This is a genomic window from Mycoplasma buteonis, assembly GCF_000733865.1.
Taxonomy (GTDB): domain Bacteria; phylum Bacillota_I; class Bacilli_A; order Mycoplasmatales; family Metamycoplasmataceae; genus Mycoplasmopsis; species Mycoplasmopsis buteonis.
This window is the reverse complement of the sequence record NZ_JPOK01000009.1, coordinates 47,705-66,111: the sequence shown is the minus strand read 5'-3', so window position 1 is coordinate 66,111 and position 18,407 is coordinate 47,705. Positions and strand designations below refer to the sequence as shown.

At 26.9% G+C, this 18,407-nt stretch carries 14 protein-coding genes and 1 tRNA gene; 7 read left to right on the top strand and 8 right to left on the bottom strand.

Going from position 1 to position 18,407, the window contains the following annotated elements:
• Both EI91_RS03135 and EI91_RS03130 read right to left on the bottom strand, forming a co-directional pair.
• Positions 1-332 (bottom strand): hypothetical protein (locus EI91_RS03135; protein ID WP_036452967.1); only part of this gene is annotated, 332 nt, incomplete at its 3' end.
• Positions 333-494: 162 nt separating this feature from the next.
• A tRNA-Ser gene (locus EI91_RS03130) sits at positions 495-585 on the bottom strand.
• Between the two features lie 387 nt (positions 586-972).
• Between EI91_RS03130 and EI91_RS03125 the strand changes: the two genes are divergently transcribed.
• Positions 973-1,254, top strand: a complete 282-nt coding sequence (locus EI91_RS03125) for an HU family DNA-binding protein (RefSeq protein ID WP_036452965.1) — start codon at positions 973-975, stop codon at positions 1,252-1,254.
• A gap of 44 nt (positions 1,255-1,298) precedes the next feature.
• Here the strand turns inward: EI91_RS03125 and recU are convergent, their stop codons facing one another.
• Positions 1,299-1,790, bottom strand: a complete 492-nt coding sequence (gene recU / locus EI91_RS03120) for a Holliday junction resolvase RecU (protein WP_036452964.1) — start codon at positions 1,788-1,790, stop codon at positions 1,299-1,301.
• 139 nt (positions 1,791-1,929) lie between these two features.
• Between recU and tpiA the strand changes: the two genes are divergently transcribed.
• From tpiA to EI91_RS03090, 6 genes are all read left to right on the top strand, one after another.
• Positions 1,930-2,664, top strand: a complete 735-nt coding sequence (tpiA, locus tag EI91_RS03115) for a triose-phosphate isomerase (protein ID WP_036452962.1) — start codon at positions 1,930-1,932, stop codon at positions 2,662-2,664.
• Between the two features lie 100 nt (positions 2,665-2,764).
• On the top strand, positions 2,765-4,621 hold the full coding sequence (locus EI91_RS03110; protein WP_169738033.1) for a type 2 periplasmic-binding domain-containing protein: 1,857 nt from the start codon (positions 2,765-2,767) through the stop codon (positions 4,619-4,621).
• Positions 4,622-4,664: 43 nt separating this feature from the next.
• A complete protein-coding gene (locus tag EI91_RS03105) occupies positions 4,665-5,132 on the top strand; it encodes a YhcH/YjgK/YiaL family protein (protein WP_036452960.1) in 468 nt (155 codons plus the stop codon).
• A gap of 10 nt (positions 5,133-5,142) precedes the next feature.
• Positions 5,143-6,501 carry an asparagine--tRNA ligase gene (asnS, locus tag EI91_RS03100; protein ID WP_036452959.1) on the top strand — a complete coding sequence of 453 codons (1,359 nt, stop codon included), beginning with the start codon at positions 5,143-5,145 and terminating at the stop codon, positions 6,499-6,501.
• A gap of 87 nt (positions 6,502-6,588) precedes the next feature.
• Positions 6,589-8,463: a hypothetical protein gene (locus tag EI91_RS03550; protein WP_051789187.1), complete on the top strand. Its 1,875-nt coding sequence runs from the start codon at positions 6,589-6,591 to the stop codon at positions 8,461-8,463.
• A 129-nt stretch (positions 8,464-8,592) separates the two neighbouring features.
• Positions 8,593-10,518 carry a ribonuclease J gene (locus EI91_RS03090; protein ID WP_036452957.1) on the top strand — a complete coding sequence of 642 codons (1,926 nt, stop codon included), beginning with the start codon at positions 8,593-8,595 and terminating at the stop codon, positions 10,516-10,518.
• Positions 10,519-10,561: 43 nt separating this feature from the next.
• Here the strand turns inward: EI91_RS03090 and EI91_RS03085 are convergent, their stop codons facing one another.
• From EI91_RS03085 to EI91_RS03065, 5 genes are all read right to left on the bottom strand, one after another.
• A complete protein-coding gene (locus EI91_RS03085; protein ID WP_036452955.1) occupies positions 10,562-12,685 on the bottom strand; it encodes a bifunctional metallophosphatase/5'-nucleotidase in 2,124 nt (707 codons plus the stop codon).
• 214 nt (positions 12,686-12,899) lie between these two features.
• Positions 12,900-14,501, bottom strand: a complete 1,602-nt coding sequence (locus EI91_RS03080) for an MHO_4530 family protein (RefSeq protein ID WP_036452954.1) — start codon at positions 14,499-14,501, stop codon at positions 12,900-12,902.
• A 2-nt stretch (positions 14,502-14,503) separates the two neighbouring features.
• Positions 14,504-16,705 carry an ATP-dependent helicase gene (locus EI91_RS03075; protein WP_036452953.1) on the bottom strand — a complete coding sequence of 734 codons (2,202 nt, stop codon included), beginning with the start codon at positions 16,703-16,705 and terminating at the stop codon, positions 14,504-14,506.
• Positions 16,686-17,357 carry an RDD family protein gene (locus tag EI91_RS03070; protein WP_036452952.1) on the bottom strand — a complete coding sequence of 224 codons (672 nt, stop codon included), beginning with the start codon at positions 17,355-17,357 and terminating at the stop codon, positions 16,686-16,688. Before EI91_RS03070 ends, EI91_RS03075 begins: the two co-directional genes overlap by 20 nt.
• Position 17,358: 1 nt before the next feature.
• On the bottom strand, positions 17,359-18,375 hold the full coding sequence (locus EI91_RS03065; protein WP_036452951.1) for a glycosyltransferase family A protein: 1,017 nt from the start codon (positions 18,373-18,375) through the stop codon (positions 17,359-17,361).
• Between the last annotated feature and the right edge of the window lie 32 nt (positions 18,376-18,407).

Here is an 18,407-nt window from a genome sequence, read left to right as displayed (position 1 = left end):
TGTGCTGGTTGACTGCTATCTTGTTGTGCTGGTTGACTGCTATCTTGTTGTGCTGGTTGACTGCTATCTTGTTGTGCTGGTTGACTGCTATCTTGCTGTGCTGGTTGACTGCTATCTTGTTGTGCTGGCGCAACAGGATCTGTTTGAGTTCCGCTGTTTATAGTTTTATTTTCATTATTTCCAGTTTGTGTTCCATTACTTACTGTTTTTGTTTTTTCAGTTGTTTCAGATTTATTATCTGTTTTTGAATTAGAATTTGTATTTATACATGAAACTGAAAAAATGGTAGTAGTTAATGATAATGTGGTTAATAATCCAATTTTTTTCTTCATATTTTATAATAGCTCCTTTGTCTCGTCTAATATTATTTTAATCTATATTGTTTTTAACATTATTTTTTAATCAAAAAAAGGTGAAAATATGAAAAAAATAAAACTTTTTCACAAAAATAAAAAAAGCAACAAATGTTGCTTAGGTCATTAAAATGATATAAATGGCGGAACAGAGAGGATTTGAACCTCCGCGGGAGTTGCCTCCCCTACAGTCTTAGCAGGACCGCCTCTTCAGCCTCTTGAGTACTGTTCCATATATTATTGTATTAGTTGTAAATTGCTTAATTATTATAACATTTATTTTTAAATATGAAACATTATTTAAATAAAATGAAACTAATTAAATATAAATTAGAAATTTAAATGTATTTATAAGTAATTTAGAAATTAACATAAATATTTATATTTCAAAAACAGTTTTAATTAACTAAATTTACAAAATAAATTATAAAAAGTTTAAATTTTATTTCATAATTAAAATAAAGAATATTTTTCAAAAAGGGATTTTTTTACAAATTTGATTTTAAAAGTTAAAAAATTTATACAAAAAATAAAAAAAGTCCTATAAAATAGCGTTAAAAGTTTAAAAATGCTTTTTTTATAATATAATATAAATACCAATTGAAAAAATAGGAGAAAAATGACAAAAAAAGACTTTATCGTAGATGTTGCGGATTACGCAGACTTAGAACCTAAATTAGTAGAAAAAGTTTTTGATTCAATGGTTTTCGTTCTTAAAGAACAATTAATTACAGAAGAAAAAGTAAGATTATCAAAATTAGGTATTTTCTCAACAGTTGTTAAACAACCACGTACAATTCAAAACAAATTTACAAAACAAGAACAACAAATTCCACAAAGACGTGTGATTAAATACAAACCTTCTAAATATTTACGTGATCAAATCGACATCAAAGCTTAATTTACTAAATTAAAATACCAAAGGACTGACAAACGTCAGTCTTTTTATTTTAATAAATTTAAAATTCCAGGAAATTCTAAATCTATTTTGATCGAAATTTTTAACAGTTTTTCTAATGAAACCGATTTATTGTAAATCATGTCATTATAAACTCATACAGGATCTGTTTTTAAAAATACATTTTCTGTCTCAAAATAAAAAATTAAAAAAGCTATCCCACCATTGTTTTCTATTAAATTTAAATATTCAATTTGATGTTCTTTAATATTTTTATAGTCAAAACGATTGATTTTGCAACTTTTAGCTTCAAAACAAATAAATTTTCCTCGATACATTCCAATATAATCGACTGTACTTTTTTGAAACAAATAACCTTGTATTTGCTTTCCTCCGTTAGTTTCTTTTACAGAATTAACTTTTGTGATTAAAAACGGAACTGTTTTTTTCTCAATGAAAGCAATATTGTTCATTGCATAATAATTTAAAGAACGGTTTATTACCTCTTCTAAAAACATACCTTTATTTTTATTACTCATCAATTAATATTTAAAATAAATTTAGGTAAAAACTAAAAAAGAACTATATTAAGAAGTTATTGACTTTTTTATTTAAAATAAAACAAAAAAGTTTTTGAATATATTAAAATATATTTAAAAATAAATATTAGGGAGAAATATGAAAAAATTAGTAATTATTGGTAACTGAAAAATGAATAAAACATTTTCAGAAACACAAAGCTTTTTAAAAGATTTTGCTGAATTATATAAAACTCAAAAAGATAAAGTAGTTAAAGGAGTTAAATTCGCAATTGCTGCTCCTTTTGCTAACCTTGCAGCTTTTAAATCAAGTAAATACAAAGCGTTACAACTTGCAGCACAAAACATGTCAAACAAAGAAGCTGGAGCATACACAGGAGAAACATCTCCAAAGATGTTATTAGACTTAAATGTTAAATATGTTATTCTAGGTCACTCAGAAAGAAGAATGTACTACGGTGAAACAGATCAATTCATTTACGAAAAAGCGAAATTAGCTATCGAAAACGGAATTACACCAGTAATTTGTGTTGGTGAAACATTAGAACAATATGAAGCTGGTAAAACTAAAGAAGTAGTTAAAGCTCAATTACAAGAATCAGTAAAAGATTTAGATTTATCAAAAATCATTGTTGCTTATGAACCTATTTGAGCAATTGGTACTGGAAAAGTTGCGACACCCGAAATTGCACAAGATGTATGTGAATTCATTCATAAATCAACATCAAAAAAACTTGTAGTTCAATACGGTGGAAGTGTTAGTCCAAAAAATATTGAAGAACTAGCTAATCAAAAAGATATTGATGGTTTCTTAGTTGGTGGAGCTAGCTTAGAAGCAGATAGCTTTATTAAATTATTAACACTTGGAAAATAAGATAGAACATGAACCTTAGGTTCATGTTTTTATTTTTACTTTTTTCGATGTAAAAAAATTTTTTTTGCTTATAATAATTTTGTTTTTTAAAATGAAAGGAATGATGAAATTTAAATTTAAAAAATCAACTATATTTTGAACCTTAGGATTAAGCTCTCTTTTAATTAGTTCAACCGCCTTGATTAGCTATAAAGTCAAAAATTCTTTTAAACCTAGTTTTTACAACTATAAATCATATTTAGCTAGTGAGAACATTGATAAAATAAACGAAAAATTTGATTATAAAGTTTTCGATGAAATTAATCAATTTTCAAAAGCTTTAATAAACAATAAAGCAGTAGCTGGAATTGGAACAGATTATTTATCAATCAATCTAATTAATCGTAATTTAATTAGCAAAATTGATTATGCAGCTTTTTTCAATGATAATACTCTAGATTCTCAAGCAAAAGTAGAGTCTAAATTAAAAAAAATATATCGTAAAGAAATTTGAGATCACTTAAAATCATACGATAAATATCTAAACGAAGATAAAGGTTCACTTTGAGAATATTTCATTCCTTACTATTCGCAAGATGCTATTATTGGATATAACATTGAAAAAAATCCAATTAAAAACTTAGAAGTTAAAATTAATGATGAAATAAATTTTGAAGCACAAAAATACAGACAAACTTATGGTGGAGATCAAACACACAATTTATCATCTATTTTAAGAACTTTAAACGATAATAATTTTAACCATATTACAATCACTGATGCTCTTCGTGATAATCTACTTTATGCATCTGCTTACTGAAAATTACCTGATGGTAGCTATACTGATAAAAAATTTACTGGTGAAGTTTACCAAAATACTTACAAAGAATTATTAAGTTATTTTAATGACTTATTTCAAAACAACTTTCAAGCCAGTGTTAAAGATTTAGATAAAGTAGCTTTAAAGGGTGATAGCTTAGAAATTATTCGTAGTATTTTAAATCCTGATTACAAAAAATATGCTGCAGCTTTAATGTATAACGGTGATGCAATGAATGCATATTACAGCAATGAACATTTTGATGAGTTAGAAAACAAAAAACAAATAAGAACAATTAAACCAAAACACAATATATTACTGGTTGATGGTTTTATTATTTCCAAAGACATTGCTAAGCATCAAAAAGAATATTTAAATAACGTATCTAATTCTTTATTTAATAACTTAATCAAACAATATCAACTGAATGAAGAAAACTCAGAAATTAATGATGAAAATAAATATTTTGAGGCTTGAAAAGAAATAAAAGCTGCTGAATTAACTAGTTATAAGTTAAGTGATAGAGAAATTAATTTATTAATTAATTTTTTAACTCCCATTATTAATTTAGGGCAAGCTCAAAATAAAGATTTACATGAAAAATTTATTAAGTCACAAAATGATCATATCGCATTTTTAAACGGAGATAGATCTAAAGATGTAACTATTGAAAGCAGAATTAATCCAGCTACGGAAATTCTTGCAAAGTTTTTAATGGATAACTACCCAGATTTAGCTGATAAAATAAACACAAAAGCTAATTTAAATAATAATATCGAATCTATCCTACAAAAATTATTCGATATTTATTTGAATAAAGAAAATAAAGATCGTTTTACCAAGCTTAATAAACAAGAAAAATATCAAGTAATTTCAAGAATGCTAGCTGTTTTAGATTTACAAAATCCAGCTGTCGCAGATAAATACAATTACATCAATAATTTTAATTATGTGCGTTATGTACCAACTGATAAATTGCTTTATCAATTAGTTATTCGTAACTATTTTAGTGATTTATTTACTGGACAAGATGCAAATGTTATTAAAATTTACGAAATTATAAATAATAAAAATAATATTCATAAAGCTATCGCACCTATTGATGATAAATTACAAAGCTTAATTAATACTGAATACTTTAATCAAACTAAGTCATAGTCGTATTATGATATAATAAATAATACTGATAAAAGGAGAAAAAATGATTTTTGACAAGGTAAAAAACGCAAAAAATTATCAAACAATTTACCCTGCACTCAATCGAGCTTTAAATTTAATTGAAGACATTGAGTATGAAAAATTAAATGATGGAATAAATCAAATTGATAATGAAATTTTTATAGTTAAACGTGATTTTTGAGATTTTTTTCCTGGTGAAAAATTCGGTGAACTTCACGACAAACATGTTGATATACATTTATATGGTGGTACATGTGATGAAAAAATTTACTTCGATTTAGATTACAGTTATGAGGAAATTGATATTTTAGAATCAAACCCTAATGCTGATGTGATTTTTCCAAAAACAAAAAATTATAAAGATAGTGTAATTTTAACAAAAGATAGTTTTGCTCTCTTTTTACCTGGTGAGTTTCATGCTCCAAAAATTAATAATGATAAATTTAATAAAATTAATAAATATATAATAAAAGTAAAAATTAACAATTAAAGGTAAGAAAATGGAAACAATTAAAAAAATATTATTAAAACCTGGATTTTATGATGGTTGAACTAAAGTGACTATTTCAGGTTGAGTAGCTACCAACCGTGGTAACAAAAAAATTCGTTTTATTGAATTAAACGATGGTTCAACAATTAAGAATTTACAAGTAGTATTCAAAGGTGAACAATTTGATTTTGATTTACTTGATAGTCTAAAACCAGGATCTGCTTTAGTTTTAGAAGGTGAATTAAAAGCAACACCACAAGCACAGCAACCTATTGAAATGCACGCAAGTCAAATTTTAAAAGCTAAAAATGTATCTGAAGATTATCCAATCCAAAATCAAGAAATTAAATTAGAAACACTTAGAGAATTACCACAACTCAGACATAGAACAAATCTTTTAAAAGCAATCATGTTAGTTAGATCAACATTAGCTCAAGAAGTTCATAAATATTTCATGATGCGTGATTTTTACTACATGAATAGTCCGATTATCACTTCAAACGATGGTGAAGGAGCAGGAGAAACTTTTAACGTTTCAGATTCTAACTCAACTGATCCATTTTTTGGAAAAGGAAATAAATCAACTTTAGGTGTAACAGGGCAGTTACATGGTGAATCATACGCAATTGGAATGAAAAAAATTTATACTTTTGCTCCAACTTTCCGTGCCGAACGTTCAAATACAAAACGTCACCTTGCTGAGTTTTGAATGATTGAACCAGAAATCGCTTTTTATGAATTAAAAGATGCAATTAATTTAGCTGATGATATGTTAAAAGTAGTTGTAGCAAACACAATTGCTAAACATCCAGCTGAAATGCAATACTTAGATGAAGTTTCTGGAAATACATTATTAAATCGCTTAAATCATTTTATTGAAACACCATTACAAATTGTTGACTATAAAGAAGCAATTGACCAGTTAGCAGCAGTAAAAGAAAAATTCGAAGAACAAAACATCGTTTTTGGTCTTGATTTAGCTAGTGAACACGAAAAATATTTAACAGAAGTAATCTACAAAGCTCCTATTGCAGTTATCAACTTCCCTAAAGACTTTAAAGCATTTTATATGCATCAAAACGAAGACGGAAAAACTGTTGCAGCTTTCGACTTACTAGTTCCAGGTGTTGGAGAGTTAGTTGGTGGTAGTCAACGTGAATCTGATTATGATAAATTAGTAACAAGAGTTCAAGAATTAGGAATTGATCAAGAAGATCTTCAATGATATTTAGATTTAAGAAGATTCGGGCACATGTTAAGTTCTGGATTTGGTATTGGTTTTGAACGTTTAGTTATGTATGTAACAGGTACAGAAAACATTCGTGATACTATTCCATACCCAAGAACTACAGGAAACATCCGTATGTAATTTTCACATCCAGCGTTCTTTCGCTGGGTTTTTTATTCTTTTAATTTGAAAAATATATAATTAAAATATATAACACTAAGGAGCACAATGAAAAAAACAATTACATTTTTTAGTGCTATTGCACTAAGTTCAACATTATTATCAGCCTCATGTTTTAACAATCAAAAACAAGAAGTTAAAAAAAATAATGAAATTAATTCAGAAAAACCAAAAAATGTTTCTAATCCGGCTCAAGAAAATTCAAAACCTATTAACTCAGAAGAAAAAGCTAATAATCCAAAAGTAGAAAATAATCAAGAAACTTCTAATGACACAAATAAAAAAACAAATCAGGAAAATGAAATAAATAATAATGCTCCTGTTAATAATCAGGATTCTAATAGCTCAAAAAATAACCAAGTTGAAAAAGACAATGATAATAAAGCTGATATTCCTAATCGAAAAAGTGAAAATCCAAATGATCAAACTCCTGCAGACGATTCAGATTCAAATTTTTCAGACATAAACGAGCAACCAACTGAAGATGACGAAAGAGTTAATCATCCAGAAATAAATGACGAGCACGAAAATGAAGATAATCCGGTTTCTAATGCAGAAGAGCCAAAAAATTTAGAGCAACCTGAACAAAATAATGATGAAAATTTACCTGTTAGGCAACCAGCAAAATCAAACGATAACACAAACGAAAGTTCTGATAAACCATCAGTATCAAATTCAGATACTAGCAAGCAAGAGGAAAAAACTAATCATATTCAAGAAAGTAAGACGCCTAAATTTGAATCTAGTTTATCTGAAAAATTTAAAGAAAAAACTATTTTTGTTCGTCCTCCTTATGGAGCAAGTTTTGCTTTTAACGATAAAAGTTTACAACTACCCAATATTACAGCTATTTTTGATCACCTTGACAGTCCAGGACAAAGCAAAAGTAGTGAAGAACATAAACCATCAGCAAAAATTTTAGAAAGCAATACCTCTACATCTTCAAAAGACTTAAATAAACAAGGTGTAAATGAAATAAGTGAATTTTTAGCAGTCCCATCTATGATGAAGTACTATCTTCAATTAGGTAATCCGAATGATTTTGTAATTTTTGGTGGTGATACAAATATTAAATTTGAAAACTTTTACTTACAAAATCATAGTGTCTTTGATGGAGTATCTAAACTTTTTGATAATTTAACTTGAAAAAAATCAGAAAGGCCAGATCAAAACTTTTTTACATCCTTAGGAACTAAAAATAATTATTCTAATCCTTATGACAAGATGTTTTTTATTAATAACACACCGAGTGATTTAGTAGTTCAAACACTAGATGAAGTAGGTAGTCAAGATTTTAGATTTAAAGTAAATATTATTAAAGGTTTTTATACACAAAGTAAATATAAAATTTGAGACAAAAAGGAATTAAAAAAAATAGCTAATAGTAAACAAGAAAAAAAATTCGATGATGGGAATGATTTTTCAATAATCCGTAATGATATTAGCGATCATGCTCCTGTTTATACAGATGTGAAAATTAAAAATAAAAAACTAAAAACTAATGTATCAGTTTTAGAAAACAATCCAAAAGGTGAAAATACGGTAAGAATTGGACACTGAAATATTTTAAATTTTGGTGGTTCAAATCCATTAAAATCAACAGCAATAGGTCAATTAATTGCGCAAGTAGGAATGGATATTATTGGTTTAACAGAAGTAAATAATAATGCTGGAACTAAAGTTCAAGAGATTGTTGATGTATTAAATAAAAGTACAGGGAGAAGCTTTAAGTTTGTTTATCAACCTTTAACTGAAAATAGTTTTTCTTCTGAATGACAAGCTAAAAGAAACTTTGGTAATGGTCAAATTGAACAAGTTGCAATAATTTATGATTCTGAAATTTTTAAACCAATCGGTTTTATTAATAACAACAATAAAGTTGGTTATTCATTTAAAGAAGAAATCCCTTACTTAGCTGACTAAAAAGCTCTTTAAAATAAGAGCTTTTTTCTTTTTTTAATTTAATAAAAAGAAGTTTTTTATTTATAATATATTTAACATATTTTAAATATGCAAAATAATTTCAAACAATAATTAATAGAACGGAGAAATATGCAACCAACACGCTTAATTGCACTGGGTGGTTTTGAGGAAATCGGTAAATCAACAATGCTTGTTGAACATGAAAATCATATTTTTATAATTGATTCAGGTATTAAATTTGCAGATACTTTTAACACTGGTATTAAAGGAATTATTCCTAGTTATCAATATTTAAATCAACCAGAAAAAGTCATCGAAGGTTTATTTATTACCCATGGTCATGAGGACCATATTGGTGGTGTGGTTTACTTAGTTCAGCAAACTAAGTTAAACAAAATTTTTGCACCAAGAATAGCAATTCAATACTTAAAATTAAAATTTGAAGAGCATAAAATTACACGTAATATTGAATTTATCGAAATTGAAAAAGCAGATGTTCATAAGTTTGCAAATAACTGTACAATAGATTTTTGAACTGCTCAACATTCAATTCCTGATGCTTTCGGTATTAGAATTACTACTCCAAATGGAAAAATTATGTGTACTGGTGATTTTAGATTTGATTATACACCAATTGGAAATTACACCGATTTTGCTCGTTTAGATCAAATCGGAAAAGAAGGATTAACAGCATTGCTTTCCGATTCAACAAACGCTATGCGTCCTAATCACTCACCAAGTGAAAGTGATATTTTAACTGACTTAGAATTTCACATGAAAAATGCTAAAAGAAAAATTATCATTACTTCTTTTGCTTCAAACTTAACAAGAGTTAAGGTAATCATTGAATTAGCAGCCAAATTAAATAAAAAAGTAATTACTTTTGGTCGTTCAATGATACAAGGAATTAAAATTGGTCGTAAATTAGGTTATATTAATGTTGGTAATGATGTTTTAATTGACAAAAAACAACTTGCAAGTGTACCCGAAACTGATTTGGTTATTTTAACAACAGGTTCACAAGGAGAGCAATTAGCTGCTCTTTCAAGAATGAGCTACGGAAAACATGCTACTATTAAAATTAGTAAAGGTGATACCGTTATTTTTTCATCAAGTCCAATTCCAGGTAATAGAATGGTAGTGGAATTACTAGTTAATCGATTATATAAATTGGGTGCTTTAATTAAAGAAAATGGACCTGACGGTTACTTACATACTTCTGGTCATGCATATAAATGAGAACACGATAAAATTTTCCAATTAACAAAACCTAAGTATTTTTTACCTTATCATGGTGAATTTAGAATGTGTAAAGTACACGGACAAACCGCAATTGATAATGGAGTAGATCCTAAAAATGTTATTGTTATCAAAAAAGGTCAAGTGTACAACATGCTAAATGAAGAAATTTATCCAACAAACGAAACTGTTGATTACGGTCCAATTTACATTGATGGAAATAGTATTTTAAGTATTTCAAATGAAATTTTAAAAGAAAGAACTCAGTTAAAAGATAGCGGATTTGTTAATATTGTATTTGTTATTGACAAAACAAAAAATTTAATTATTGGACGTCCACAAATTATTACACGTGGTAGTTTCTTTGTAAAAACATCAAAAAAATTAATCGACGAAACAAAAAGGGTAGCACACGGTGCGGTTCTTTATCATATTAAAAATTTCCCAAATTGAACTATCAAAGATTTAGAAGCTATAATTGTTGATCGGCTATCAGCCTTATTTTATAAAGAAAAACGTAGAGATCCAATTATTATTCCAACAATTATTTTTACAGATGAAAAACCAGATACTGATTTAGAAGATTTAAAAGTTCAATTTACAAATAATAAAACCGATTCAGAAGATGTCATTGAAGAAAAAGCTGAAAAAGTTGAAGATGTTAAAGTTAATTCAGAGGTTAAAAACAAAGAAAAATCAACTAAAAAATACAACATTAAAAATTCACAAAAGAAAACGCTTGAACTTGTGCGTCAATCAATTTTCGGTGACGTTGATAATGATGAATTTGATATTGATGAAGAAGATGAAATTTAAAAAATCTTATGCATGCATAAGATTTTTTTAATCAAATTAATTATTAATTAACTGGTGCTGGTTTTCTAGTTGCTTCTTCCGGAATTATTATTAATTGTCCTTGCAAGCTTTCTGGCTTAACTATTTCTTCTAATCTTTTTTCAAGTTTATTTAAATCTAGTTGATTTTCTGTATTTTCAACATGTAGAATATATTTAACTGCTTCTTCAATTAAACTAGAACCTTCATAAACCATTTGAACTTTTTCAGGATTTTTTACGTAGTTAAGTTCAGAATAACCATCTCCGCCAGCAGCTAAATAATCATTTGTTGCAACATAGTAATATTTTGCTGGTTCAAAACTTTTACCATTAATTTTAATAGTACCTTCTTTTGCTTTTCATAGATATTCTTCTTTTTCAGTTTTTGGATTAATACCTTTTGTAATTTCTGCTTCATAAGTGATATTGCTTGAAAGTTGTGAGAAACCTCCTGAACGAGCTTTTGAAATTCCGTACTTAATTGTTGCTAGTGCTGCATCTCCTTTAATGCGCACAACATTTGGTCGATTACCAAATGGTGAAACAGCTCTTAAGTCACCGTATTTAACTGGACCTTTAGCAATATTAGCACGTAATCCACCTCCATTAACTAAACCAAAAGAATTATCAATAGTTGCTGGTTCATACCCATCTTTTCCTTCTCATGTTTTAGCTTGGAAAAAGTTTCATACTCCTGCATTAGCAAAAATTTGACCCATTGCTGTTGGTAAGACTCTTCCTCTTCAATATGGTGTTCCATCAACAACTACTTCATCAATTTCTAGTAAATTAACTGGTGAATTGAATTTTATAACATCGTTTTCAGCAGAGTACTTTTCTTTTAATTTATTTAATAGCACTAAATTTTCATCTGCTGCTGGTAAAGAATCCGCTAGAGTAGCTACTTCAACTTGATAAATATCTCTTAAAACTTGTCTTTGTGACAGAATTTTTCCAGATTCAGTATCAAATTCAAGTTCAATATCACCTAAATATTTCGTATATGCTTCAGTTTGTGTTACATAAACATCATCATTATTTTCATTATTAATTTTTACAAACGTATGTGAATGACCATCAATAATTAAATCAAGTCCGTTATTAGAATGCTGTGCTAAATATTCAGAAGTTCAAGCAGCATTACTTCTTCCTTTACCAAGGTGCGCAATACAAATAATTAACTTAATATCAGGGTGGTTTTGTTTAATTTCTGCAATAACTTTATTAGCTTCTTCAAGCGGCTCAGTGAATGTTACAAGTTGTGAGTTTCTTGGGTGTGATGTTACTTTTGTATCTGGAGTAGTTAAACCAAAAACAGCAACTTTAACACCATTTTCTAATTCTCGAATAATATATGGTTTAAATGCTCTTTTTCCAACTTTAGAAGCATCATATCCTTGAACTTTAGTTTGCTCATCATCAGATAATTCTCGGTAATAAATATTCGCTGATAAAAAAGGCATTTTTTCTGCATTTAGGTTTAATTTGCTATTTAAATTTAAAATATGGTTAAGTCCATAATCAAATTCATGGTTTCCAACAGCTACCGCTTGATAACCAATGTTTTTAGCCATAGTAGCAATTGTTTCTCCTTTATCAGTATCCGAAAGTGGTAAGCCTTGAATCATATCACCGGCTGATAATAATAAATCTCTTGGTTTATCTTTTAAATACAAGCCAGTGCGTAGCATTCCAGAATATAAATTGTATTTACCATCATCAAACTCAATTCTTCCATGTTCATCGTTAGTGTGATAAATTTTAACAGTTCTCACTTTAGAGTTTGCTTGTGCTTCAGCATCTCTAAGTAGTTTAAACAGTGTTTGATATTTGTAGTTTAATGGTTTTAGTTCATTTTGAACTCTCATTTTTAATTCTTCTAAAGAACGTTGCTTTTCTTGTGCATCTTTAATTTGTTTAACTGATTTTAAAACACCAGCTAGTTCTGATAGTTTGGCATCATAATTAGTATAAACTTCTTTATAAGTGTCTTTTATAGATTTAACAATCGCATTTAATTTGTCAAGATTTTGTTTTGCTTTATCTTCTTGTTTTTGCGTATTTGTACATGAAGCTGCTACTAATGGTAATGTAGTAGTTCCAATAATTAATGGTAAAAATGTAAATATTTTTTTACTATTTTTCATTTTGTCTCCGTTATTTCTCTATCAATAGGTATTCATGTCATGACTACCTATTTTTTATTATAACTTTTAAAATATTTATGAAACTAATACAGTTTAATTTGTGGAAATTTTTCCATAATTATTAATGTTTTATCCTCATGATAGTAAAAAATAATAAAGACAATAAAAAGCTAGCAAATAACTGGCTAGCTTTTAAAATATTGAATAATATTAATTATTTATAATAACAAATTTCAACTTCTGCTTTTTCAGTAATTAACTTATCTAAGTTTTTTGGAGGATTTTCATATATTAATTTAATTCCATGAGTTCGAGATAATAATACTATGCTCAGACAATCATAAAAAGTAGATGTTGAATGCAATTTTTTAGAAACATTTTCACTAATAACAATTGCTTTTAACTTAGTACTATTTAAAATATTATAAATGGGTTTTGTGATTTCATCTATATATAGTGCAGTAGGAATCTCTTTATCATAATTCTCTCGAATTTTGTTTTTTAAGCGTTCGAAATCAAACATATTTTTGTACGCATAAACTAAACAAATAGGTGAATTAGTGTGACTAACAAAGTTTTCGCTTAAATATACTTCTTGAGAAACTTTTACCAGCATGTTACTTGGTAGAATATTCATTTCATTACTTGAAATATTTTTAATAAAGTTTAGTTGTGATTCTTCATATTTAAAATTTAAGCGAGGAATATTTTTAAAAAATGTATTTCACTTAGGTTCAATATTTTCCGTATTAATTCAAGCAGCAACTAAGGAAGATTCACGATTTGAATCATACTTTCTTAAAAATGTAGTTTCTATTTTTAAGCTTTCTTGAGCTAAATTAGATATTATATAAATTTTTAAATTTTTAACAAACTCTTTGAAAGAATAATGAGTTTCAATATCTAAAGGTAAATCCATATATTTAACGTACTCATCTTTATTGTTAACGTTAATAATGTTGTATAAAGAATATTTTATTTTAGATAAAATTACCTCTTGATTTTCAAAATTAGAACTGTAATGATTAAAAATAGTTCCAGCTATAAATAATTTTGAAAAATAACTGTTTTTATTTAAATTTAACAAAATATCATAAATATAATTAAAATTTCGTTTATACATTTTACGAGTTATAAAATACAAAATACCATCTTTAATGAAAATTTTGCTTCTTTTTAAATTTAAATTTAATTGTGAACTTAAATCTATTAAGTCATCATCAAAAATTTTATTAACATAAAAATAAGGTTTCAAAGCAAAAGCAATAACTGTTGTTTTGTTTGGAATTTTTACTTTTGAATTAGCAGAATTAAGTAAATCTTTTTTATTATTTTTCTTATTAACTCTTGTCCACTTGATAGACCCTATAAATTCGTTGTTGTCAATCGGAACCAAACGAAGAAAAAAGTGAGAACTATGCAAAATAGATTTATCTACTTGAACTAAAAACTTTTCATAAAAAGTTAGTTCTTGACTTGGGTTATTTTTTACATGTATCGAATGTTCAAATGGTTTGTTTGTACCTTCTGATAAAAATTCTTTTAGTTTTTCTTGATCTTCTAAAATTAGAAATTCTAAAAAATCTTGTAATGGAATAAAAGAAAAAGCATCAAATTTAGCTTTTTTAGCATCAAAAATAGTTGATAAAAAACGATACTTATGATTTAGTCTTAAAACTCTTTTGTTGTTATTGTCAATTTTAAATAAAATAATACCAGAGGAAGCTTTGGCATTATAGTATGTTAATACAATAATAAAAGCAATGCAAGTACATAAAAAAATTGTAATTAAAGTAAGTAAAAATAAGTAAATCATTATTATTTAGAGATTAATTTAACTGATTGATGAAATTTATTTAAAGTTTTAACACTTTTATCTTTAACAAATTCAACGACAATTTCAAAGTTATTAACATCAATAACTTCACCTTCACCAAAAACTACGTGACTAACAATATCACCAACTACAATTGACTTATTAATTTGTTTTTGTTCTTCTTCGCTTTTTTGCTCATTATCAAAAGCAGAATCATGTTCGTTGTATAAAATAACTTGATTAACATCAATTCCCATCTCTTCAATAAAGCGTGATGGTTTTTTATTGATTTCTGTACCAATGATTTTTCCACGAGCATCAGAAATAAATAGTTTTTTACGTGCACGAGTTACAGCTACATAGGCTAATCTACGTTCTTCTTCAAGGTTATCAGCAACATTTGAAGATAAATCATTATCAGAAAATAAATTATTATTATTATTTATAGCTTTAATACTTGGAAAAATTCCTTCACTCATCCCAACAATAAAAACATTGTCATACTCAAGACCTTTAGCTGAATGAACTGTCATAAGTGAAACGTAATTCGGAATGTTATCATATTCATCTGAAGCACTTAATAATGCAACAGTATTAAGATAATCCTCAACAGTTTTATTTGGATTTTTTTGCTCTCATGTATTAATAGAGTTAATTAATTCTTTAACATTATCAATAGCACTTCCGCGTAAATTTTTGTTTCCTTCAATGTGTTTATAGTAATTAATATCTTGTAAAAAATTATCTAAAACAGTAGCAATTTTTTCTTTTCTTTGTTTTAGTAGCTTACGATATGTTAATACTGTTTTCATAAATGGGTAAATGCTTTTAGCAATTAAAGCATTTGAAATAGGTAGCGTTTTTAAATCTTCTCTTAAGCAGTTGAATAATGTTTTGCGCTTTTGTAGTGCAAATTTATTTAATTTTTGTAAATTAGATTCACCAATACCTCTAGCTGGAACATTAATAATTCTTTCTAACGCAATACTTTGACCATTTTCTAGAACTCATAAAAAAGCAATTGCATCTTTAATTTCGGTACGTTGGAAAAATTTTGTACCATTAAAAATTTTGTGGTTAATCCCTTCGTTGATTAAAGCTTCTTCAAAAGGTCGAGAATAATAATTTGAACGATATAAAATAGCGATATTTTTTAACTGATTTTTTTGTTTTTTAAGTTCATTAATTTTTTGCACAACTCAACGTGCCTCTGCCTCAGCGTTAAAACCATGGTAAAATTCAATTTCTTCACCCACTTCATTTTGAGTAACTAAATCTTTATGGAAACGATTTTTGTTATGTTTAATAAGTTTATTAGCAGCTTGTAAAATTGATTGAGTAGAACGATAATTTTGATCTAAAACAACAGTTTTAGCTTTTGGATAATCTTTATCAAAGTTTAAAATTAAGTTAACATCAGCACCACGTCAGTTATAAATAGTTTGATCTGGATCGCCCACAATTGTTAAATGCGTATTTTGACCAGTAATTGCTTTAATGATTTCGTATTGTTTAACTGATGTATCTTGAAACTCATCAATTAAAATATAAGAAAATAATTTTTGATATTCTTTAGCTACATCTTTGCGCTTTGTAAGTAAAAAGTGTGTATGAATAATTAAATCATCATAATCCAATGAACCTTTTAAGGCTAGTTCATTAATATATTCTTGATAAACTTGTGAGACAATTTCGCTTGCTTCGTTTTTGAGTTTTGTTGCTAGTTCTTCCTTAGTTAAATCTAAATTTTTAGCTCACGAAATATATTGCAACATGTTCCGATAGCTGATTTCGTGATTAGAAATATTTAATCTAGTATAAATATTTTTTAAAATTTGAATTTGATCTACTTCGTCAATAATTAAGAAATTGCTATGAAATCCTAGGTATTTAATTTTACGTCTTAAAATTTGAGCACATAATGAGTGAAAAGTAAAAATTTGAATTTTATTATTTTGTGTATTAACATATTTACTAATTCTATCTGACATTTCATTAGCAGCTTTATTGGTAAATGTTACTCCTAAAATATTTTTTGGCGAAATACCTAAGTCATTGATTAAATATGCTACTTTTCGTGTTAGCACTTTTGTTTTTCCAGAACCAGCACCAGCTATAATTCTTAGCGGAGTATCAAAATACTCTACAGCTTCTTTTTGCTTACTATTTAAATCTTCTAGTAAATTAATTTTCTTTAAAATCATAATTCTCCAAATTGTCTGTGTTTACTTGATAATATTGATATTTTCTACGATGTGAATAATAAGGTAAAAAAACTAAATCAATCTTTTTTTCCTCTGTGATAGGCTTATTTACCACCACTCTAGAATTTGAAATAATGTCAGTAAAAGTTAGATTTTTTTTATCAAAAAGACCATAAAAAAATCCGAAAAAATTTATTAATAAAACTGCATCAATAAATGCAATTGCTAGCCACAATAATAACTGTTGACTTTTATTTTGATCAACTTTTTTTACATTCTCTGATACTTGCAGCAAATATATAGGTTTAACACCGCTAAGTGCAATTATTAAAGCTGCATCAAGTAAAAAAGTTAAAACTAAATTACGCTTGATTAAACTTAAAAAAGTAAATTTTTTTTCATTAGTTGATATTATTTTTAAATTAAAAATAATATATCCTAGCGTTTTACCTCTTGTAATAACCGGCAACAACAAAAAATAAAAATTTATTCATACAAAAAATAAAGCAGTAGGTAAATAATAATTCACATTTAAATTGCTATTTGCTAAAGAGGAAAGAGCAAAAAAAGAATAAGAAATGCTCAGTAAAACTAATCAGTCAAATATATTAGCAATTAGTCTTCTAAATATTGGTGAATTTTTATAAAGCATACTACTCGAGGTTATCTAAAATTTTAGATTTTGATAATTGTGAAATGCTCTTACCTAATAATTCTGTTTCATCTGTATGTTTAAGCATATAAAAGTTCAATGAATCAAAATTTTGGTAATCAGCAGAAGCTTCCATTTTAGCAACTAAATCTAAGTGTTTCTGAATTGCTTTATCAGAGCGTTTTTCATTAAAACTACTTCTTAAAAATCTAGTCGTCTTATAAAGATAAGATGTTTCTGTTAAAAAAGCAGTAATTAACAATTTAACTAAATAATACCTAGCATATCTCAGTTCTTGTGTTAATTTTAAGTTATTAGTTGCAAAAATTTGCTCAATTTCATTCATAACAACTAAATAATTTTTAGTATTAAATCATATGTCTGAACCAAAATATTCACGATAAATACGATAATCTAAATACATGTAAGTTTTTGCTTCCATTAATAGTAGATAAACAAAAAAAGTACACAATTTTGAATCATTAGTAAAATCGATATTTTGTTTTAAAACTTTTTTAACAACTGATTTACGAATAATTTTGTTAAAAATAAAAGGATATGAATAAGCGAAGATTTGAGAATTTTGTGCAACAAGTAAATTTTTACCTTCTTCTAGACGTGCTTTAGGTTTAAAACGAATGCTTCCCACAATTCTTGGTTTAAATTCTAAAATATCAACATTAGCCTTTGTTGCAGCATCTATCATATTTTGCACATAATATTTTTTTAGACTATTTTCCGCATTTAACACCGCTACATATTCACCCTTAACTAAATTAAATGCACTTTTTAAATTATGGTGAAATGAGTTTTGTTTGGTGTTTAACACAAGAACTAAACGATTTTTAAAAAAATCTAAGTGTTCTTTAACAACTTTGAGAATTCCTTTCAATTCTAAGTTTTTATTAACACACAAAATTACTTCGAAGTCTTGATTACTTTGATCTTTTAAATCTTTTAAATATCAATCAACTTCTTTTGCTGAGTTGCTGGTTAAGGAAATAAGTGATAATTTCATCCGTCCTCGCTTTCTTATAAAAAAATAAAACT